Raw genomic sequence first — 19,797 nt, forward strand, 5'->3', positions numbered from 1 at the left:
ACCCACCTTTGTGGTGGAGATTCATGGGCCCATTGGGCCCAGAGGAACTCCAGGCTTAACTTCATGGCTTTTTGGTAGCGGCCATTACAGTTCCTTTATAAGTCGCGGGGTGAGGCCCCTTGGCTGACCGCGGCATTATAGAGGAGGACAGGAAGCTCAGCCGCTCCCTGGGCCTCTGGCACTACGTGGCGATAAACATAGGCGCAATAATAGGCTCCGGCTGGCTCCTCGCGCCCCTTGGGGCTTCCGCCTTCAACGGGCCCCTCTCGGTGGCCTCGTGGGCTGTGGCGGCCGCCCTAGTGGCCTTCATGGCGATTGCGTACGCCTACCTGGCCTCAGCAGCGCCAAGGACTGGAGCCGTGGTCAGGTACCCGCAGATGGCCCACGGGGACCTGGTGGGGTTCTCCACGGGCGCGCTTTACCTGCTCTCAATATCGTCACTGCTCCCGGCTGAGGCGGTGGCAACAGTCTACTACGCAAGCTATTACGTGCCAGGGCTCGTCAAGAGCGCCACTGTGCTTGGGCAGCAGCTGACGGTGCTGACGCCCAAGGGGCTCCTCCTGGCGCTGGCGATAGTGATTGTAATCTTCGTCATTAACTACTTCGGGGTCTCGCTCGTGGGCAACGTGAGCCTCGCCCTGATGATCTGGAAAATAGCGGTCCCCCTGACAGTGATAGCTGCCCTGCTCGCCCTAGCCTTCAACCCGCACAACTTCACCCTCGCCGTCAGCACCCAGGCCTCAGTCGAGGGGCTCTCAAGAGCAGCTGCCATATTCGCAGCCATACCGGTCACCGGCATAGCCTACGCCCTGCTGGGCTTCAGGCAGGCCGTTGAGTACAGCGGCGAGGGCAGGAAGGCCTCCAGCGACGTCCCTAAGGCAGTCATACTCTCAGTGGCAATAACTGCTGTCATATTCATACTGCTCCAGGTGGCCTTCATAGGGGGCCTCAGGTGGTCGAGCGTAGAGGTTAACGAGACAGTCAGGCTCAGCAACGGGACCATTGTGAGGCGCCTCGAGCCCGTGGCCCCGGGCAACTGGAGCGCCCTGGCAGTGTCAAACATAGCCGCAGCCCCACTGGCCAGCGAGCTGGCCATTGTGGGCCTCGGGGTGCTCAGCATAGTCATGATAATAGACGCCTGGGTCTCGCCCCTGGGCAACGCAGTAGTCCAGATGGGCAACCTGGGCAGGATAGTCTACGGCATGGCAGCCAACGGGCACCTGCCCCGCAGGCTGAGCGGCCTCAACAGGTACGCCGTGCCCGGCCTTGGACTCATAGTGGCCCTCGCGCTCGGCCTCATCTTCCTCCTGCCCTTCCCAAGCTGGTACGCGATAGGGAGCTACGCTGTGCTCACTACATTGCTGACCTACGTGACCGGGGGTACCGCCCTGGGCGCCTTCACCGCCAGGAGCAGATCGGCTAAGCTGCTCATGGCCGGCGCGCTGGGCGCCATAGGGGCCTCGCTGATAGCCTACTGGGCCGGCATGATACCCATGATACCGGTGTTCATAACGTTCATATCAGCCCTGGCGGCGTTCATGATAATAAGGGCGGTCTCCTCGCGCACCTCTATGTTAGCGGTGGCCCTGCCCTACGCGGCCGCCGTAGTGTTCTCGGACTACATACTTGCGGCCAAGGTGTTCTACCCGCTGAGCTCAGGGATAAGCGTCCCTGAGCAGGCGGTGGTGCGCTACCTGGCCCTTACCATGCTGCTCTCCGTGCTCTCCACCGCGGCCGCGCTGGCCGCCGGCTACCTTATGGACAGGGGCCTCAGGCCCTCAATCAGGGGCGGCGCGTGGTACGTGGGGCTTGTGACGTCAATAATGCTGGTTGACATACTAGGCCCCTACGGCCTCTCCTCGGTGTACGGGGGAGACCCGCCTATACCGTTCCCCTTCGACCTCGCTGCCGTGGCTGCGGTGACTTTAGTCGCCTACCTCGTCTCAGTGCTGACCGCGCCCAGGGAGTCCTAGCCAACGCGGCTCTTATCGGTGAAACCTCCTCCATCTTTCTTCAGAAGCAGTTGGTGGGCCCGGGGGGATTTGAACCCCCGACCACAGGGACCCGAGTCGGGCGCCAAGTCCTCGGCATTGGCGTACCCCGCATCCTGCCAGACTGGACTACGGGCCCACCAAGGGGAAAAGGCGGGGACAAGATATATAAGCTTGAAACCGGCGCCGGCCAACTAACTACGCCGTGAGGGTCAGCCTCCCTGGACCAGCTTAGCGCTGACCATGGGGAACGGCAGGACCTCCTTTATGCTGTTCACGCCCGTGAACATCATGACGAGCCTGTCGATGCCCACGCCCAGGCCGCCGGTAGGGGGCATGCCGTAGCTTAGGGCCCTGACGAAGTCGACGTCGTAGGGGTGCGCCTCCAGGTCGCCCCTCTTCCTCATCTCCTGCTCCTCCTTGAAGAGCTGGTCCTGGAGCACGGGGTCGTTTAGCTCCGTGTAGGCGTTTGCCAGCTCCACGCCAGCCACGTAGAGCTCGAACCTCTCGACGAGTCCCGGCTTCGACCTGTGGGGCTTGCAGAGCGGGGTGGTCTCAATGGGGTAGTCCAGCACGAACGTGGGCTGTATAAGCTTGGGCGTGACGAGCTTGTCAAACAGCTTCTCTATCATAAGGCCCCTTGAGTACACCCCTCCCCTGGGCACCAGGCCCATCTGGTCGAGCATCCTCTTCATCTCATCGTCGCTCACCTCCTCTATGTTCTTGCCCAGCGCCTCCGAGAGGAGGTCAAACATGGTCTCCCTCCTGAACCTCTGGCCCACGTCCACCTCGGCCGCGCTGCCGTCAGGCATGGGTATCCTCAGCTTGGTGGTCCCGAGCACCTTGGCCGCCACGGTCCTTATCATGTCCTCCGTCAGGTCCATTATGTCGTTGTAGTCAGCGTAGGCCCAGTACAGCTCCATCATGGTGAACTCCGGGTTGTGGGTGACGTCTATGTCCTCGTTCCTGAACACCTTCCCTATCTCGAAGACCTTGTCAAAGCCTCCCACTATGAACCTCTTGAGGTAGAGCTCTAGCGATATCCTGAGGTACCAGTCCTCGTCAAGGGCGTTCACGTGGGTCATGAAGGGCTTCGCCAGGGCGCCGCCGTAGACCGGCTGGAGCACGGGCGTCTCGACCTCAACGAAGCCCTTGGAGTAGAGGTACTGCCTGATCTCCTTAATAGTGTTAAACCTCACCTCCATGGCCCTCCTGGCCTGGTCGTTGTAAAGGAAGTCAACGTACCTGTGGGCGTACCTGAACTCCGGGCTCAGCTTGGTCCAGTCAGGCGGCTCTATAAGCGCCTTGGCCAGCAGCTGGTAGTCCTTAACCAGGAGCGACAGCTCCCCCTTCATTGTGTAGAAGAGGTCCCCCCTGACCCCAATTATGTCGCCCCTTCCCACATAGTAGAGGAAGTCCTTGTACCTGTCCCCGAGCTCGTTAACTCTCAGGTAAAGCTGCAGCCTCTCGCCCTCGTCAAAGATGTCCACGAAGGACGCCTTGCCGTGCCTCCTTATGTTGGCCACCCTCCCGGCCGTTGAGACGTCCTTGAGGAAGGGCTCGTGAGGCCTGTCGCTCCTCGTAGCCGCCAGGTCCCTTATCTGCCTGATGGTGTGCGTTATGGGGTACTTGTGAGGGTAGGGGTTTATCCCCTTGGACCTCAGCTCCTCGAGCAGCTTGAGCCTCTCCTTGTCCCACTCCACGCTCACGCTTGAGTGCCCCTGAAGCTATACCTTGGCTAACTTTTAAGCGTGAGGCCCCTGCTGAGCTCCCTGAGCCACTCCCTAATCTCGATAAATGCAACGTCAATGAGCGGGCCCAGGGCCCTTGAGCCGCAGGCCCTGGCCGCCTCCTCGGCCTCGCTGACTATCTTGCCTGGGAGGAGCGCGAGGGGGGCTATGCAGTCCGCGCAGCCATCGCTAACCACGGTTAACCCGCTGAGCGTTATCATTGCCGCTATCCTTCCAACGTCGTCGAGCTGGTCCTCAAGGAACCTCTTGGCCGGCCAGAAGTAGAGCCTGACGCTGGAGCAGCCGGCCTCCCTGGCGGCCCTGGCTATAGCTGACGCCGTCAGCTCGGGCGGTATCGTGCCCCTCCACGAGGCCCCTGACCTAGCGACGACCTCCATGACCTCCCTTGAGTGCCCTCCCCTCATTGGCATCAGGAGGACCACGTTATCGTCAGCTGACGGACTTATTGACGCGGCCTCTGAGACCTTGACTAGGTGGGCGCCCTCTACCTGCCTGACCATCTCTACCAGTTTTGAATCGTCGCCCCCAGGATCATGATAGACTACATAGAGCAAAGCGGGTCAGTCTTTCAGCTTCAGTATATGTTTAAAATAGGCATGTATATACTGGTTTAGTCCAGATGGACCGCAGGCATATGCAAGGCCCTTATTGGGACCTGCCCATAGGAACCCTTGGCGTCGCTCTTGGAGGACCAGGAGAGCCTAGACATAAGCTCGCTGGAGATGTACGGGGTCACATTCAGGGACTCGTGCTTCCTCAGCATCTCCTCGCACGCCGGAAGGCTTGTAGAAAGGGCCTACCAGGAGCTGCTGCCCCTGTCCCGCGGCGTCGTGGTGCTCTCCACGTGCAACCGCTTTGAGGTGTACCTGGACTCGCCCGCCCATGACAGGGTTGACAGCGTAATTAGCGATATGCTCGGGTGCCACGTCCACCTGACAGGAGTTGACGCTGCCAGGCACCTGCTCCGCGTCGCCTCAGGCCTCGAGTCAGCCATACTTGGCGAGGACGAGGTGCTTGGCCAGGTCAGGGACGCCTGGGTTTACTCCAGGAGGGCCGGGTACAGCAGCGAGCTCCTGGACACTGTGTTCCACAGCGCCATCTCAGCCGGCGCCAGGGTGAGGAGCTCCACCAACATATCAAGGGGCGTCCTCGGGTACCCGAGGGCGGCGGTTGAGGTGGCCGCGGCCAGGCTGAGAGGGCTTGACGGCAGGAGGGTGGCAGTGGTCGGCGCCGGCATGGCCGCGGGCGAGATGGTCCAGCAAATATGCTCCAAGTGGAGGCCCTCCTCCCTGGTGGTAGCTGACAGGAGCCCTGAGAGGGCCAGGGCCCTGGGAAACCTTTGCCAGCAGGCCAAAGTTGAGGCCACCGCCCTTCAGCAGCTGCCCTCGCTGGCCCCCTTTGACGTCATGCTGGTGGCCATAAAGGGCGGCATGAGGCCCGAGCTTGAGGTGGCGGCTAGGAGGTCAGGCCTCGTCGTGGACATCTCGACGCCCCCGGCGTCGCCCCTCTCCCACGTCGGCATCGACGAAATCAAGGAGTTTGTAAACGCTAACCTCTCAGCGAGGCTCTCGGAGGTCCCCAGGGCCGAGAGTATTATAGAGGAGGAGCTTGAGAGCCTTCAGCAGATGATACTCAGGAAGGCTGTGGACAGGGCGATTTCGTCAATAATGAGGGTCATAAGCGTCGTAGTTGACGAGGAGGCTAAGCTGACGGCTAAGAACATAGCTGGGGGCCAGGACCCCTACCAGGCGGTCTTAACGGCGCTGAACAGCACGGTGAAGAAGACCATGTTCCCGATATTCTCATACCTCAGGGAGAGCCCGGAGTCCAGGGCGGAGCTGGCCAAAGCGCTTATGAACAGGTACAACTCCATGATAGGCCTGAGGGGAAGGAGGCCTTGACCGGCTTCCCAAGGATAAGGCCGAGGAGGCTGAGGTCCTCCAGCGCCCTCAGGTCGCTAATAGCTGAGGTCGACCTCTCGCCGTCCAGGTTCATAATGCCGCTCTTCGTGGACGAGAACCTAAAGTCGCCGGTTCCAACGCCTGGCCTTGAAGGCTACACCACGTACCCGCCCGACTCAAAGGAGCTCATAAACCTGGTCAACGCAGCCATGGAGGTCGGCGTAAAGTCGTTCCTGATCTTCGGGGTCCCGTCCACCAAGGACGAGGTGGGCTCAAGGGCCTTCGCCGAGGACGGCCCTGTGCAGAGGGCCCTAAGGACCATAAGGTCCGAGGTGGGCTGGGAGCCAGTGCTCATGACGGACCTCTGCATATGCGAGTACACGTCGCACGGGCACTGCGGCATCCCAGTGAGCTCGAGGAGGGGAACCGTAATTGACAATGACTCAACCCTTAAGGTCTACCAGAAGATAGCCGTGTCCCAGGCGCAGGCAGGGGCTGACTTCATAGCCCCCTCAGGCATGATGGACGGCCAGGTAAGGGCCATAAGGGAGGCCCTTGACACCGCAGGCTTCACCGACGTGGGCATAATGGCCTACTCGGCCAAGTACGCGAGCTCCATGTACGGCCCCTTCAGGGAGGCCGTGGACTCGGCCCCTAGGTTCGGCGACAGGAAGAGCTACCAGATGGACCCGCGCAACGCCAGGGAGGCCATAAAGGAGGTCAGGCTGGACCTTGAGGAGGGGGCCGACATAGTTATGGTCAAGCCGGCCCTCATGTACCTTGACGTCATAAGCCTCGTCAAGAGGACCTACCCGGACGTGCCCCTGGCGGCCTATAACGTCAGCGGCGAGTACGCCATGATAAAGGCGGCGGCGAAGCAGGGTCTCATAGACGGCGTTGCCGCCATGATGGAGGCACTCTACGCCATAAGGAGGGCGGGGGCCGACATGATAATAACTTACTTCGCCCTTGACGCCGCCAGGGCCATAGCCTCTGGCAAGTCCTTCTTCTGATCACCTCACGTTCCTGAACAGCACGTAGAAGGCTGCCGTTGCAGCGCTGTAAAGCGCCGCAGTTATGAAGAACGGCAGCGTCAGGTTTCCCACGGAGTACATGTAGCCGGTAAGCCATGGACCCATGGACCTCGGAAGGCCACCTATAAGGTTGATCAGGCTCGAGCCCCTGGCCCTCTCCTCCTCCGGAATCATGGTGACCACGAGCGACATGAAGAGGGGGTTAGCCATGTTCATAGCCGCGTTGCGGACCACAAATATCGCTGCGGCCTCGTAGAGGGAACTCGAGAAGGGCAGGGCTATCAGGAGCGCTATTCCTATGGCGTGAGTTAAAACTATGGCCCTCACCCTGCCCATGGCCTTGGCCAGTGCGGGGGCCCCTATTGAGGCTAGGGCCAGCGTCGCGTCGGCCATCATGTAGACGGGGGAGAGCCTTGCAGCCGTGGCGTGAAACCTTAGGTTAAACCAGAGGGACATAAGGGGAAGTATCAGGCCCGCCCCGAGCCCTATCAGGGCGTCAGTCGAGAGCCTGGCTATGTTCCTTATTGAGCCGAGCCTGAAGGTGACCCTGCCCGTGCCCCTGTAGCCCTCCCTCACCGGGGCCACCAGCGCGGCCGTTGCCATCACTGTCAGCGAGTCCACCAGCATCGTGTCCCTGAGGCCAACGGCCCAAGGTATGGAGGCCCCCACGATGGCGAAGGCCGTTGACAGCGACGACATCAGGCTCATGTTTCTGTCTATATCCCTTGACTTCTCAGCCATGAGGGCCTGAAGGGACCCTCCCCCAAGGCCAAAGATGAGTAGGGCTGCCGCTGGCACGCCGAGGAACAGCAGAAGGTACGCGGCGGCCGACACGAGCCTCCCAACTATGAAGAACCTCTTCCTGCCGTAGGCGTCCGCCAGGGCGGACACCAGGAGGCCCGTCGTGGAGCCCACCAGGACGTAGCCGCCGACCAGGAGGCCGACCTGAAACGAGTCAAGCCCGAGCGACTTCAGGTAGAGGGGAAGGGCCAGAGTCGTAGACCCGAATATTATGCCTGAGAGCGAGCCGGTGAGCACCAGTAGCAGCTCCTCGTGCGTGAGCCTTGGCAGGCGCAGGCGCCATCCCACTGCCTGAGCCTTGACTAGGAATTTAGCCTTAGCTCAGGGCAGCACTGCCCCCTTGCCGCTGACGGTACAGCACTGGACCTCGTGGCCTGGCGACACGACGGCGCCCAGCTTGACCTTCTCGCCCAGGTACTCTGCGAGCCACCTGAGCCTCTCCGGCAGCCTCTCGGGGTAGCCGTCGACCAGGTGGGCCCCAGGGCCTATCACGGCGCCCTCGCCGACCACGGAGCCCCTGACCTCGGACAGGGCACCTACCCTCACGCCGACTCCAACATAGCTCCTGTCAACAATTGCGTTCTCCTCTATCACTGAGCCCTGCTCTATAGAGGAGAAGCCCTCCACCACGGCGCCGCTCATGACCCTCACGTCCCTGCCTATGTAGGCGGGCCCCTTCACCACTGCCCCGTCCTCTATCACTGCGCCCTCGTCAACTATCACGTTATCGCCCACCACGGCCGACCTTGAAACCCTGGCGCCCCTGGCTATCCTGGTCCCGGCGCCGTCGAGCAGCATGTTTATAGCCTCAAGTATGTCCCAGGGGTAGCCTATCTCAACCCACCTGCCGGGCCACTGGACCCCTCCCAGCACGCCCTGCTTCGCCATGGACTTCATGGACTCCGCGAAGGGCCTCCTTGAGGCCTCCTCCAGCTCCTCCACGCCGCTGACCATGACGCCGCCGAAGACGTAGCCCCTCCCCATGCCCCACCTGTTGGCCTCCTGCGACTCCCACATGAAGTCCCTCACGGCGCCCCTGTAGTCAACCGTCACGAAGCCGTAGGTCTCGAGCCCCGTGGCGGCCGAGGCCAGCGCAAGGACTACCGGGAAGCCGCTGGTCTGGTAATATTCCACCGCGAGCTTTGCTATGGTGTTTGGGCTCGCCAGGAAGCCTGTGTAGACAACTATGGCCTCCCTCTCCTTTGAGGCGACGGCCTCCTCGTAGGCAGTCCGCAGGGCCCCCTGAATGTCAAGGCCCCTCTGCTCAACGACCCTGACGCCCTCGCGGCCCGCGGAGGCCATGCCCGAGAAGCCCTGGGTTGCAATTATTACAACGTCGTCGACGCCCGCCTCCCTCAGCATGTCTAGGCTGTAGTCTATCAGCTGCCTCCCCAGCAGTTGCATGAAGGGCTTCGGGGTCCTGGAGGTTAAGGGCAGGAGCCTCTTGCCGTAGCCCCCGGCTAGTACGAACCCTATCATAGCCATCACTCCACAGTGACCGTCTTGGCCAGGTTCCTCGGCTTGTCAGGGTTGTAGCCCCTGCTGACCGCTACCCTGTAGGAGAGCAGCTGGAACAGCGGGGTCAGTATGAAGGGCTCCAGCTCCAGCACCCCAGACGACGGAGGCATGTCAATCCTAGTTATGGACTCGTGCCCCTCAAGCTCGAGTCCAAGGTCCGCCGGCTTCACGACGTAGACCCTCGCCCCCCTGGCCGCCATCTCAACAGCGTTGCCCGCCACCTCCCTGGCGTCTGAGGTGGCAACTATGAAGACGGGGAAGCCCCTCTCCACCAAGGCTATGGGGCCGTGCTTGCTCTCGCCCGCCGGGTAGGCCTCGGCGTGCACGTAGGCTATCTCCTTTACCTTGAGCGCGCCCTCCCTGGCTATGGCGGCCCCGAGCCCCCTGCCCAGTATGTAGGCGCTGCCCGAGAGCCCCTTGGAGAGGGCCGTGGCCACAGGGTCTGAGGCCTCGAGCGTGTTAGCCAACACCTGCGGCACCTCCCTGAGGGCCCTGAGCAGCTCGTTAGCCTCGGAGGGCCTGAGCCTCCCCGAGGCCTCCCCGGCCCTTATTGAGAGGAGCTCAAGTAACATCACCTGCGACAGGAACGTCTTGGTGGCCGCGACGCCTATCTCCGGGCCGGCCCTGGTGTAGAGCCTGAGCTGGGACTCCCTGTCAAGGGCGCTGCCGAGCACGTTGGTCACGCCAACTACCGTGGCCCCCCTCTCCTTGGCCTTCCTCACCGCCTCAAGCGTGTCGTAAGTCTCGCCGCTCTGGCTCACGGCTATGACCAGGTCCCCGCCGTCAATACTGTCAACCAGGTAGGGCAGCTCTGAGGAGATTATGGTGTGGGCCAGGACGCCCGCCCTCCTCGCCAGCAGGGAGGAGAACACGAGCCCTGCATGATAGCTCGTCCCCGCGGCGACCACTATCACCTTGTTGGCGCTCAATATGGCGGAGCTCACCTTCATGAGAGCTGGGTCCTCGACGTTCCCCTCGTAGGTGTCCCTGACGGCCTGGGGCTGCTCGTATATCTCCTTTATCATAAAGTGCGGGTACCCTCCCTTGCTGGCCGCCTCAGGGCTTATGTCGACGTGCCTAACCCTTGACCTTACCTCCTCGTCGCTGAGCCTCTCGTAGCCTGAAGGCGTTAGCCTGTAAATGACTACCTCCCTCGGCGTGACGTAGCCGAACTCGCCGTCCTCGAGGAAGATTATGTCCCTGGTGATGTCCAGCAGCGCGGGCACGTCGCTTGCCACGGCCTTCACCTTGTCGCCCACCCCGACCAGGAGGGGGCTCCTGTTCTTGGCAAAGTAGACCCTGTCTGGCTCCCTTGAGTTCACTATGGCGAAGGCGTAGGTGCCCTCCACCCTGCTCAGGGCCTGGGCCAGCGCTGAGACGAAGTCCTTGCCCTCCTTCACCCCCTCCTCTATAAGGTGCGCCACAAGCTCCGTGTCCGTGTCGCTCCTTATCCTGTGCCCCCTCGCCAGGAGCTCCTCCTTGAGGGAGGCGTAGTTCCTTATGACTCCGTTGTGAACTATCGCTATGGTTCCCGTGCAGTCCGTGTGGGGGTGAGCGTTGACGTCGTTTGGCGGCCCGTGGGTTGCCCACCTCGTGTGACCTATGCCCGTGAGCCCCCTCATCTCATCAAGGGAGAGCCTCCTCCTGACGACCTCCAGCTCGCCGGCCCCCTTCCTCACGGCCAGCTCGTTGTTGCTTACAACCGCTATGCCAACGCTGTCATAGCCCCTGTACTCAAGCCTCTGGAGGCCCCTTATTATAAGAGGCACGACGTTGGAGCAGTTGGCCGTGGCGCCTATTATGCCGCACAAGAGCTAGCCCTGCTCCTTAAAAAATGACGTGGACTAATAAGTTCTCCTCCTCTGCGAGGGCCACATATAAACGCTGGGGCCACTGGACCGTTGGGATGAGGACACCACGGGGCTGAGCCAGGCGATGATGTAACCTGTCTCAGCCGACCTCCGAGGAGTTCAACTGGCTAACAGTTAAAGCCCTCCCAGGGCCTACAGTTTAAAAGGTGTGCACCTGGTTGGCTAAGGAGTACGTGCTCCGCGAAGGGGCCCAGTTCCAGCTCTTTAGTGAGGCCTTTAAGGAGGGTGAAGTCATACCCGTCAAGTACACCTGTGACGGTGAGGATATAAGCCCGCCGCTCAGCTGGTCCTCGCCGCCGCAGGGCACCAAAAGCCTTGCCCTAATAATGTATGACCCGGACGCCCCCGCCAACACCTTCATACACTGGGTCATTTACAACATGCCTCCGACGCTGACGAGGCTAGAGGAGGGCATAGGCTCAAGCGGCGCGAGGGAGATCCCAGGGGTGGGGGTCCAGGGCCTTAACGACTTCGGCGACGTGGGCTACGGCGGCCCATGCCCTCCCAGGGGGCACGGGCCCCACAGGTATTACTTCGCCCTCCACGCGCTGTCGGCGCAGCTCACGTTAAGATCGCCTGTGACCGCGTCGTCCCTTCTGAACACCATGAGGGGCAAGGTGCTCGGCTACTCCCTGCTCATGGGCAGGTACTCGAGGCAGTGAGCCTTGAAGGCTTACATTTCTATCAAGAAACTTATTAAGCTCTCTCAAGCTTACTTAAAATTAGTGAACTTCGCCTAACAGCTACTAACAGGGTGACAGCTATGTCTGACAAGGAGAACGGTGACCTGGAGGAGAGGGCCATTGACATACTACGTCAGTACAAGGACGGCATCTTTCAGAGCGAGCTCTGGAAGACCCTGGGCATTTCGAGCAGGGAGGGCTCAAGGCTCGTCCTGAGGCTTATCCGCAGGGGGGTTGTGAGGCGCGAGGAGGTCACTGTAAACGGCAGGAGGACGTACAAGCTTTACGCCGTGAAGGCCGGCGCCCCGACGTTCTCAATAAAGGTTGACGTGAGCAGTATCCTGGACATACCCTGCGCCGCGTGCCCCCGCCTAAACGAGTGCGGCGCAGGAGGCTACTACGACCCGTCCACGTGCCCCCTCCTCGAGGCATGGCTTAAGAAGGAGATAGCAAAGCTCAGGGTTCAGAGGGTCCAGACGGCCAGCTGACGGTGCAGCTCATGCCAAAGGAGGACTTCGAGGGAAGGATGGTAATATGGCCCGTGTTCCTCGACTGCAACTACCCCAGGTCTCTGGGCAGGAGGCTGTCGCTCGACGCCTGCGTCAAGTCCCCCAGCGTGCAGGAGATAGTTAAGGCCGCGAGGGACCTGGGGCTCAACCCGGCCTTTGACGAGGCCAGCTACCCCAGGCTGTGGTATGAGATAAGGGGAAGGGTCATAGTTGACAAGAAAATGGGGAGGCAGGAGACCCTCAAAGTCATAGCGTCAAGGATTAAGTCCATGAGGTCCTGAGGTCCTTGCGTACATATACTAATTATCAATAGCCTATACGCGCCTGCAGCCGTGGGACTTGACGCTTGAGCGGGAGGGGCAGGTGGCCGTTTGAGGAGAAGCCTCTGCTGGTCTTCTGGGAGACCACCAAGGCCTGCCCTCTGGCGTGCATACACTGCAGGGCCGAGGCCATAACCAGGCCCCTGCCGGGCGAGCTGAGCCACGCCGAGGGCCTTGAGCTCGTGAGGCAGGTGGCGGAGTTTGGAAGGCCCTACCCAATACTCGTCTTCACAGGGGGAGACCCGCTCTCAAGGGAAGACATATGGGAGCTCGTGGACGAGGCCCACAGCCTTGGGGTACCGGTTGCCATGGCTCCCAGCCCTTCAAGGGCGCTGCTTGATAACCTGGACAGGATAGCCAGCGGCAAGGTGTCGGCGGTCTCAATAAGCATAGACCACCCGAGCCCTGAGGTCCACGACAAGGTCAGGCGCTACCAGGGCTCGTGGGAGGCCGGCGTCACAGCAATAAGGGAGCTCATAAGGAGGGGCGTCAAGGTCCAGGTCAACACGGCCGTCATGAGGTCCACGGTTGACGGGCTGCCGGGCATGGTAAGGCTCCTCAAGGACCTCGGGGTTGACGTCTGGGAGGTCTTCTACCTTGTGCCAGTCGGCAGGGCCGAGGCCAGGGAGGACCTGACGCCGCAGGAGTGGGAGGACGTGAGCGCGTTCCTCTACGAGGCCAGCAGGTACGGCATAAACGTCAGGACGTCCGAGGGGCCCATGTTTAGGAGGGTCTCGCTGCTCCTTAACTACGCTCGCTCAAGGAACCTGGAGCCCTCGAAGCTCATCAAGCTCGGGGACCTCTACACGAGACTGACCGGCCAGCTCAGGGCCCTCCTTGGCGAGCCCGGCGGGGAGGCCAGGTTTGAGACCTCTGGCACGAGGGACGGCAAGGGCATAGTGTTCGTCTCACACGACGGCATGGTCTACCCCAGCGGCTTCCTGCCAGTGCCCGTTGGCAACGTTAGAAGGGAGAGGCTGGTTGACATATACAGGCGCTCAAAGCTGATGGTGAGCCTCAGGGAGGCCTCCTTCAGGGGGAGGTGCGGCTCCTGCGAGTTCAAGGAGATATGCGGGGGCAGCAGGGCCAGGGCCTTCGCCTACAGCGGCGACCCGCTCGGCGAGGACCCCGCCTGCCCCTACGTGCCCGGGAGCCTTGGGGTTAACGTCAAGGAGGTGATAGCGCCTTGAGCGGCCTCACGGACCTCCAGGTTAGGGCCTTAATGGAGCTCGAGTACAACTTCCCCCTGACCTCAACGGACCCCTATGCAGACGTGGCGTCATCGCTTGGGGTTGACGAGGGGACCCTGCTTCAGGAGCTCAGGCTGCTGAGGTCCAGGGGAATACTGAAGAGGGTGGGCTTCTACTACAACTTCAGGTCGCAGGGCAAGGACGCCGCGCTGGTGGCGCTGAGGGCCGAGGACGTGGACGCCGTAGCCAAGGCCACGGCAGTCGACCCCCTGGTCACCCACTCGTACCTAAGGGACGACCCGGACTACAACGTGTGGATAGTGGTAAAGCGCGACAACATGGACGAGATAATTAAGGCCACTGAGGAGCTTGCGCGGGTGGGCAGGGCCTCGAGGTACGTCATCCTGACCTCGGTAAGGACCTACAAGCTCAGCGTCAAGTACGACCTGGTGAGAGGGGTCTCGAGGGCCGGAAGGTACGCTGTCGTGCCCCCCAGGGCTCCAAGGCCTGAGGCCCTGGGGGTCCCGCCAAGGCTCCCCGAGGCCCTGAGGTCGCTCCCGCTCGAGCCGAGGCCCTACTCGGCGGCGGCCAAGCTAAGCGGGCTCAGCGAGGAGGAGATCGTGAGGCTTATCCCTAAGCTGCTTGAGGCAGGGGTCCTCCTGGACCCAGGGGCAGCTGTCGACGGCGAGTCCCTTGGCTTCAAGGAGAACGGCATGGTAGTCATGGAACCCTCGGGCTCGCCGGAGGAGCTCTGCGAGGCGGCGGCCAGGAGCGAGTACTCAACGCACGTCGTGCTGAGGTCGTCGATACCTGAGGGGGCCTGGAGGTACCCCTGCTACGCCATGATCCACGCGGTCAGGAGGGACCTGGTGGAGGAGGCGGCCAGGATAATAGCCAGGGACGCCGGGGCTAAGTCGTATAGGATAATCTACAGCATAAGGGACCTGAAGCCGGGTGTGGTAAGGTGATACCCGTAAGCGTCATGGTCGCCGGGAAGGGGACGGTCTCAACCAAGATTAAGGGCCACTACGGCAAGGGCTCGCCCTCGAGGTTCAGCGAGGAGCTAAGGCCCGTGGTCTTCTGGAACATAACGTACGCCTGCAACCTGAGGTGCGAGCACTGCTACATAGACGCCGGCCCGACGCCGAGGCAGGACGAGCTGGGCAGGGAGAGGCTCCTCGAGGTCGCCGAGGAGATGGCTGAGATCGGCATACCCCTGGTCATCTTCAGCGGAGGGGAGCCTCTGCTGAGGCCGGAGTTCTGGGACGTGGCCAGACTGCTGTCGGAGAGGGGGAGGCCCAAGATGGCCCTGAGCTCCAACGGCACGCTGATAACCAGGGAGGCGGCCAGGAGGCTCAAGGAGCTCAGCTTCAGCTACGTGGGGGTGTCCCTCGACAGCCTCAGGCCCGAGGCCCACGACAAGTTCAGGGGGGTCCAGGGGGCCTTCAACATGACCGTGAGGGGGATCCGTAACGCCGTCGAGGAGGGCCTTGACGTCGGCATAAGGACGACCGTCACCAGGTGGAACTACTCCGAGGCGCCTAGGGTAGTGGACCTCGCGGCCCAGCTGGGGGCCAGCAGGGTGAGCTACTACCTCCTTGACTCCATAGGCAGGGCCAGGAACATAGTGTCGGAGCTGCCGAGCCCGCAGCAGGTCAAGGAGTTCGTTGACGCCATAGTTGACAAGGCCAGGGAGTACGCCGGCAAGGTTGAGGTGGAGCTTGTCAGGACCAACTTCGCGGGAATTTACATAGCTGACCTCCTGGCCAAGGATGGGAACGAGTTCATGGACTACCTGAAGCTCATAAGCGCGCAGGGCGACTGCGGGAGGAAGACCATAAGCATATACCCGGACGGCACCGTCAGGCCGTGCCAGTTCATAGATGAATACATCATAGGCGACCTGAGGAGGCAGGACCTCAGGGAGATACTGAGCTATAACAACCCAGAGCTGGTCAAGTTCATAAAGCTCTACGAGAACCTCAGAGGGCCCAGGTGCGGCTCCTGCCCCTTCAAGCTTATATGTGGGGGCGGGAGCAGGGGGAGGGCTGAGGCCGCGAGCGGCGACTTCTGGGGGGACGACCCCCTCTGCTTCATAGACCCACTGGACGTGTGGCGCAGGAGGGGCCAGGGTTGACCTTCATACCCCTCTTCATAGACGTCAGCGGCCTCAGGGTAGTGGTCTTCGGCGGGGGCTCCGTGGGGACCAGGAGGGCCCTGGAGTTCTCGTCAGCTGGGGCCAGGGTCACGGTCGTCGCCTCCCAGTTCTCCCACGAGCTTGAGGTGGCAGCCAAGGCGGGCCAGGTGGAGCTTGTCAAGGCTGAGGTGAGGCCCGGCGACAACGTGGACGGGTTCATAAGGGGGGCCCACATAGTAGTCATAGCCACCTCCGACATGGAGCTCAACGACTACCTTGCCTCAAGGGCGCTAAGCCTCGGAGTCCTAGTTAACAACGCGACTGAGGCGAGGAAGGGAAACGTGGTGTACCCATTCACGGCCGAGCCCATAGAGGGCCTCAAGGTGGCCGTCACCTCCCTGGGGCTCTCCGGGGTCGCGGCCAGGAGGGCCAGGGACAGGATAGTTGAGTGCCTCAGCTCTGACCGGTACCTCAGGACGCTCCTCTCAGTTATGAGCAAGTTTAAGGAGGAGCTCAAGGAGTCAGTAGGCGACCCCAAGGTCAGGGTGCCGCTCTACTTCAAGGTGTCCGAGGACGAGACGTTCAACAGGCTCGTGGAGCAGGGGGACGAGGACGGCGCCCTCAGGAGAGCCCTTGAGATAGCCCGCGCGTCGCTTAACAGAGCTTAGCTTACTCCCCGATAAGGGCTTTGAAAGGGCCCTGGGTCCCCCTCCTTCAGGGCCTCGATGGCCTTCTCTATGTCAACTACCGAGAAGCTGCCGAGGGACCTTATGGCAATCCTTATCATGGTCCTTGCCATGCTCTCCGGCACCACCTGCAGCATCTCCCTGTAGGTGCCGACAGGGTCCTCCACCAGGGACTCCGCAAAGGAGCGGCCACGCGACATGTAAAAGTGGCTGTCCAAGTTAACCACCATGCCCAGGGCCACCTTCCTGAGCGCCGCGTCTATCAGCTTAACGGCCTGCTCCTTTGAGACCAAGGCGATCAGCCGTGAAGCCCACAGTATATTTTATGAGGCAACTGAATATATTAGTTCTCAGACGTTGGCCGCATAACGCTACCCTGCAATAGCCATGAAATATCAGTATTACTCTTCAGACTTAGAATATTAAGACGGAAGGCCCAGCTGGAGCCCAGCGATGTGGCGGACCCGGGGGGATTTGAACCCCCGACCACCGGCTTAGGAGGCCGGCGCTCTGTCCTGGCTGAGCTACGGGTCCACCGGCCTCCTCGCAGAGGGGTAGCCCACCACCTTATTTTAACTTTACTGGATCCTTAGGGCCAAGGAGCCGCCTTGCAGCCGCCTTGCAGCCTAGCTCTCGCTCACCTGGTCCCTCCTCAGCACGCCGGTTAGGCAGTGCACCCCTCCGCCTCCCTTAAGAACCTCGTCAACCTTGACCTCTATCACGTCAACGCCCTCTGACTCCAGGGCCTTCCTGACGGGGTCGCAGCCGGCGCCCATGACCACCTTGAGGGGCCTGAGGGCAACCATGTTAAGGCACAGCCTCGCGCTCACGCCGCCGGGCAGCTGGGAGTACTCTATCGGCAGCACGTTAAACCCAAGCCTCTGCAGCCTGTCCATGGCCTCCCACGGGAACATCTGCCTCACCGTGACTATTGTCCCCACGTCAACCTGGGCTATGTACTCGTCTATGTGAATGACGTTTATAGGTACCTGCACCTCGACCACCTCCTCAACGCCCATGGACTTCACGGTTTCGATGAAGGACCAGAGGCCCTTCCTGTTGGTCCTCTCTCCCACGCCGGCTATCGCCACCTTGGGCGAGAGCATCATGGCGTTGCCCCCCTCGAAGACCTCGTCGTCCTCCATAACCTTCACTATGGGGTAGCCGAGGCCCTCTATCTTATCCTTGAAGGCCCTCTCCTCGCCCCTGCGGACCTCATACATGAACCTTGATATTATTGCGCCAGAGGGACCCATGAAGAACGGGTCCCTGGCGTACATGGCGTTTGGCTTGTCCGTGAGGCCCTCAACGGTATGAACCTGGACCCCCTCCTTGCGGTAGACCTCCATTAAGCCCTCGACCTCCCTCCTGGCCTCCTCCAGGTTCACTGGGGAACGGAAGAGGTAACGGCGGTAGTTGCTCTCATTAACTATAGACACCTCCTGGCCGGGCACGTGCATTAAGACCTCCCTTAGCCTGCCCACCTCCGAGCTCACAAGGAGGCCTCCCATGCTAGGTCCCAGGCTAGGCTTAACTTCCAAACATTAAATTTCTGTTAACTTGAACGCACGAAAGACGCTCAGGGGCTGGACCTCAGGAGCGAGGGGTAGAGGTACCTCTTCCCGGCCCTCCCCTTAACCTCGTCCCACTCGTGAAGTATCCTCACGGCCTCGTCGGCCACCTTTATCAGGTTCTCATCGCCAGCGTGGGCGACGAACTCATCCTTAACCCTTTGGGCGTAGACCGCGTGCACGGCCCCAGCCCTGAAGCCGTATATATTTGCTAAGGTAAGGAGGGTGGCGCTCTCCATCTCAAAGTTCAGCACCCTCATCTGCCTAAGGTCAGGCATAAGGTTCCTTGACCAGCTCGGCATGTAACCCCCGTAGCCCGGCCTCCCCTGGCCCACGTAAAAGCTGTCAGTCGAGGCCGTGATTCCAAGATGGTACCTCACCCCGAGGCCCTCGGCGGCCTCGACCAAGGCCATGATTACCTCGTAGCTGGCCGAGGCCGGGTAGCCGGCCGGGGCGTACTGATAGCTAGTGCCGTCCATCCTGACCGCGGCGGTAGTTATTATTATATCCCCGACTTCTATGTCGTCCTGTATGGCGCCGGTGCTCCCAACCCTTATTAGCGTGTCAGCGCCGAGCTCCAGCAGCTCCTCAACGGCTATAGCTGTGGCCGGCCCCCCTATGCCCGTGGAGACCACAGCCACGTCAACGCCCCTGTAGACGCCCCTGAAGCTTGAGTACTCCCTCCTCTGGGCAAGCCTCCAGCTCCTGTCCCAGGAGGAGGCTATCCTTGAGGCCCTCTCAACCTCGCCTGGCATAAGCACGTACTTTGGCACGTCCCCCTTCCTGAGGCCCAGGTGGTACACTCTGCCCTCCGAGTCGAAGGGCCTTGAAGCTGAAGACATGCGCTCCTCCACTTTGGCCCCTGCGTAAGGCGGGGCCTAGCCTAGAACTAAAGCTCTTCCTCCTCGGGCTCCCCTCCCTTAGCGCTGCCGTTCCTGCAGAGCGACCTGAGGAGGGGGTAGAGGAAGTCCTTCGGCTCCCTCGAGGCGGCCTTGTCAACCTCAACGTAGACCGGGAGGTCGAGGTCGTCAAAGAGCCTGATCCTGTCCTTTATCACGCCGTTCTCCGGCTCAGCCATTATTGTGGGCATAAATGCCACGTAGCCGAGGCCGTTGGACCCCTCGACAGCGCCCCCCACCAGCACTGCGGAGAAGCCGTTCTCGCGGGTCCTCACGTCCAGGAGCTCCATTACCTGTTCATAGTCCAGCGTGAGTATGCCGTTGCTGGGCTCGGACCTCATCCTTATGAAGTTCGACTGGAACGGCAGCATGGCGCCTATCACTACGTCAGCCCCGCTGTACGACAGTGACCTGAGTACTTCGGGGTAGTTTATGTCCTCGTCAACAAAGACCCCAACCCTCACGTTAGTGCGCCCGACATCAAACACCAGGACGTCCTTGCCTGGCGTGAGCCCGCTCTCCCTCTCCTTCCTTGTGAGCGCCACCTTCCTGTACTTGCCTATGAGCCTCCCGTTGGGGCCCACCACTATTGTGGTCAGGTAGAGCCTGGGCCCGGCCCTCTCGACGAGGGGGCCGGCTATTACATAGACTCCGTACTCCTCGCTGACCTTAGACACCATGGTTAGCGTGGGGCTCAGCTGCATCTCCGACTCAGAGATCCTCTCCGCAAAGCCCTTGAGTATTGAGGGGACCTTCTGGTCGGGGTAGTAGCCCACTATCGGGCCCGTGACCGGGTAGGCCGGGAGCACTAGAACGTCAACAGGATGGTCGCTCATAGCCTTAGCCGCAAGCTCAAGGAGCCTCTTAGTGTTGGTCCTCCTAGCGCCAAGCCTTATGCGAGTGTGCAGCACTGCTATCCTCAGCGGCATCGCCGG

19 protein-coding genes and 2 tRNA genes are annotated in these 19,797 nt (G+C 61.3%); 10 read left to right on the forward strand and 11 right to left on the reverse strand.

The window, feature by feature from the left end:
- Window positions 1-119 precede the first annotated feature (119 nt).
- The gene (locus ACP5H1_RS02570; protein ID WP_427971339.1) at window positions 120-1,973 is read left to right on the forward strand and encodes an APC family permease; all 1,854 of its coding nucleotides are present in this window, start codon (window positions 120-122) and stop codon (window positions 1,971-1,973) included.
- 51 nt (window positions 1,974-2,024) lie between these two features.
- Here the strand turns inward: ACP5H1_RS02570 and ACP5H1_RS02575 are convergent.
- The 3 genes from ACP5H1_RS02575 to ACP5H1_RS02585 form a co-directional block, all read right to left on the reverse strand.
- Window positions 2,025-2,130, reverse strand: a tRNA-Pro gene (locus tag ACP5H1_RS02575).
- A 73-nt stretch (window positions 2,131-2,203) separates the two neighbouring features.
- Window positions 2,204-3,694, reverse strand: a complete 1,491-nt coding sequence (gene lysS, locus ACP5H1_RS02580) for a lysine--tRNA ligase (RefSeq protein ID WP_427971487.1) — start codon at window positions 3,692-3,694, stop codon at window positions 2,204-2,206.
- Between the two features lie 35 nt (window positions 3,695-3,729).
- The gene (locus ACP5H1_RS02585) at window positions 3,730-4,296 is read right to left on the reverse strand and encodes a hypothetical protein (protein WP_427971342.1); all 567 of its coding nucleotides are present in this window, start codon (window positions 4,294-4,296) and stop codon (window positions 3,730-3,732) included.
- 129 nt (window positions 4,297-4,425) lie between these two features.
- Here ACP5H1_RS02585 and ACP5H1_RS02590 point away from each other — a divergent pair, with 129 nt between their 5' ends.
- Both ACP5H1_RS02590 and hemB read left to right on the forward strand, forming a co-directional pair.
- Window positions 4,426-5,643 carry a hypothetical protein gene (locus ACP5H1_RS02590; RefSeq protein ID WP_427971344.1) on the forward strand — a complete coding sequence of 406 codons (1,218 nt, stop codon included), beginning with the start codon at window positions 4,426-4,428 and terminating at the stop codon, window positions 5,641-5,643.
- Window positions 5,640-6,656, forward strand: coding sequence for a porphobilinogen synthase (hemB, locus tag ACP5H1_RS02595; protein WP_427971346.1), 1,017 nt, complete (start codon window positions 5,640-5,642; stop codon window positions 6,654-6,656). Before ACP5H1_RS02590 ends, hemB begins: the two co-directional genes overlap by 4 nt.
- Here hemB and ACP5H1_RS02600 read toward each other — a convergent pair whose 3' ends face one another.
- From ACP5H1_RS02600 to glmS, 3 genes are read right to left on the reverse strand one after another with little or no spacing between them, the layout of a single operon-like run.
- Window positions 6,657-7,766, reverse strand: coding sequence for an MFS transporter (locus tag ACP5H1_RS02600; RefSeq protein WP_427971349.1), 1,110 nt, complete (start codon window positions 7,764-7,766; stop codon window positions 6,657-6,659).
- Window positions 7,767-7,799: 33 nt separating this feature from the next.
- Window positions 7,800-8,957, reverse strand: coding sequence for a sugar phosphate nucleotidyltransferase (locus ACP5H1_RS02605; RefSeq protein ID WP_427971351.1), 1,158 nt, complete (start codon window positions 8,955-8,957; stop codon window positions 7,800-7,802).
- A 5-nt stretch (window positions 8,958-8,962) separates the two neighbouring features.
- Window positions 8,963-10,807 carry a glutamine--fructose-6-phosphate transaminase (isomerizing) gene (gene glmS, locus ACP5H1_RS02610; RefSeq protein ID WP_427971353.1) on the reverse strand — a complete coding sequence of 615 codons (1,845 nt, stop codon included), beginning with the start codon at window positions 10,805-10,807 and terminating at the stop codon, window positions 8,963-8,965.
- A 218-nt stretch (window positions 10,808-11,025) separates the two neighbouring features.
- Between glmS and ACP5H1_RS02615 the strand changes: the two genes are divergently transcribed.
- From ACP5H1_RS02615 to ACP5H1_RS02645, 7 genes are all read left to right on the forward strand, one after another.
- On the forward strand, window positions 11,026-11,529 hold the full coding sequence (locus tag ACP5H1_RS02615) for a YbhB/YbcL family Raf kinase inhibitor-like protein (protein WP_427971356.1): 504 nt from the start codon (window positions 11,026-11,028) through the stop codon (window positions 11,527-11,529).
- 101 nt (window positions 11,530-11,630) lie between these two features.
- Window positions 11,631-12,038: a helix-turn-helix transcriptional regulator gene (locus tag ACP5H1_RS02620; RefSeq protein ID WP_427971358.1), complete on the forward strand. Its 408-nt coding sequence runs from the start codon at window positions 11,631-11,633 to the stop codon at window positions 12,036-12,038.
- Window positions 12,039-12,049: 11 nt separating this feature from the next.
- Complete coding sequence (locus tag ACP5H1_RS02625) at window positions 12,050-12,340, forward strand: signal recognition particle subunit SRP19/SEC65 family protein (RefSeq protein WP_427971360.1); 291 nt, start codon at window positions 12,050-12,052, stop codon at window positions 12,338-12,340.
- A 65-nt stretch (window positions 12,341-12,405) separates the two neighbouring features.
- Window positions 12,406-13,569: a TIGR04053 family radical SAM/SPASM domain-containing protein gene (locus ACP5H1_RS02630; RefSeq protein WP_427971362.1), complete on the forward strand. Its 1,164-nt coding sequence runs from the start codon at window positions 12,406-12,408 to the stop codon at window positions 13,567-13,569.
- The gene (locus tag ACP5H1_RS02635; protein WP_427971365.1) at window positions 13,566-14,537 is read left to right on the forward strand and encodes an Lrp/AsnC family transcriptional regulator; all 972 of its coding nucleotides are present in this window, start codon (window positions 13,566-13,568) and stop codon (window positions 14,535-14,537) included. The genes ACP5H1_RS02630 and ACP5H1_RS02635 overlap by 4 nt, the downstream gene beginning before the upstream one ends.
- Window positions 14,534-15,706, forward strand: coding sequence for a radical SAM protein (locus tag ACP5H1_RS02640; RefSeq protein WP_427971367.1), 1,173 nt, complete (start codon window positions 14,534-14,536; stop codon window positions 15,704-15,706). Before ACP5H1_RS02635 ends, ACP5H1_RS02640 begins: the two co-directional genes overlap by 4 nt.
- A complete protein-coding gene (locus tag ACP5H1_RS02645) occupies window positions 15,703-16,374 on the forward strand; it encodes a precorrin-2 dehydrogenase/sirohydrochlorin ferrochelatase family protein (protein WP_427971369.1) in 672 nt (223 codons plus the stop codon). Before ACP5H1_RS02640 ends, ACP5H1_RS02645 begins: the two co-directional genes overlap by 4 nt.
- On the opposite strand, the gene ACP5H1_RS02650 is transcribed toward ACP5H1_RS02645, so the two are convergent.
- The 5 genes from ACP5H1_RS02650 to ACP5H1_RS02670 form a co-directional block, all read right to left on the reverse strand.
- Window positions 16,371-16,685 (reverse strand): hypothetical protein, encoded by a 315-nt coding sequence (locus ACP5H1_RS02650; protein WP_427971372.1) that lies wholly within the window; start codon window positions 16,683-16,685, stop codon window positions 16,371-16,373. The two genes, ACP5H1_RS02645 and ACP5H1_RS02650, sit on opposite strands and share 4 nt — an antisense overlap.
- A gap of 163 nt (window positions 16,686-16,848) precedes the next feature.
- Window positions 16,849-16,926, reverse strand: a tRNA-Arg gene (locus tag ACP5H1_RS02655).
- A gap of 92 nt (window positions 16,927-17,018) precedes the next feature.
- Window positions 17,019-17,888, reverse strand: a complete 870-nt coding sequence (locus tag ACP5H1_RS02660) for a dimethylarginine dimethylaminohydrolase family protein (protein ID WP_427971376.1) — start codon at window positions 17,886-17,888, stop codon at window positions 17,019-17,021.
- Window positions 17,889-17,971: 83 nt separating this feature from the next.
- On the reverse strand, window positions 17,972-18,817 hold the full coding sequence (gene udp, locus ACP5H1_RS02665; RefSeq protein ID WP_427971379.1) for a uridine phosphorylase: 846 nt from the start codon (window positions 18,815-18,817) through the stop codon (window positions 17,972-17,974).
- A gap of 35 nt (window positions 18,818-18,852) precedes the next feature.
- The gene (locus tag ACP5H1_RS02670; protein WP_427971489.1) at window positions 18,853-19,791 is read right to left on the reverse strand and encodes a carbon-nitrogen hydrolase family protein; all 939 of its coding nucleotides are present in this window, start codon (window positions 19,789-19,791) and stop codon (window positions 18,853-18,855) included.
- Window positions 19,792-19,797: the final 6 nt, after the last annotated feature.

The sequence above is a fragment of the Acidilobus sp. genome (genome assembly GCF_049973875.1).
In the GTDB taxonomy this organism is placed as follows: Archaea; Thermoproteota; Thermoprotei_A; order Sulfolobales; family Acidilobaceae; genus Acidilobus.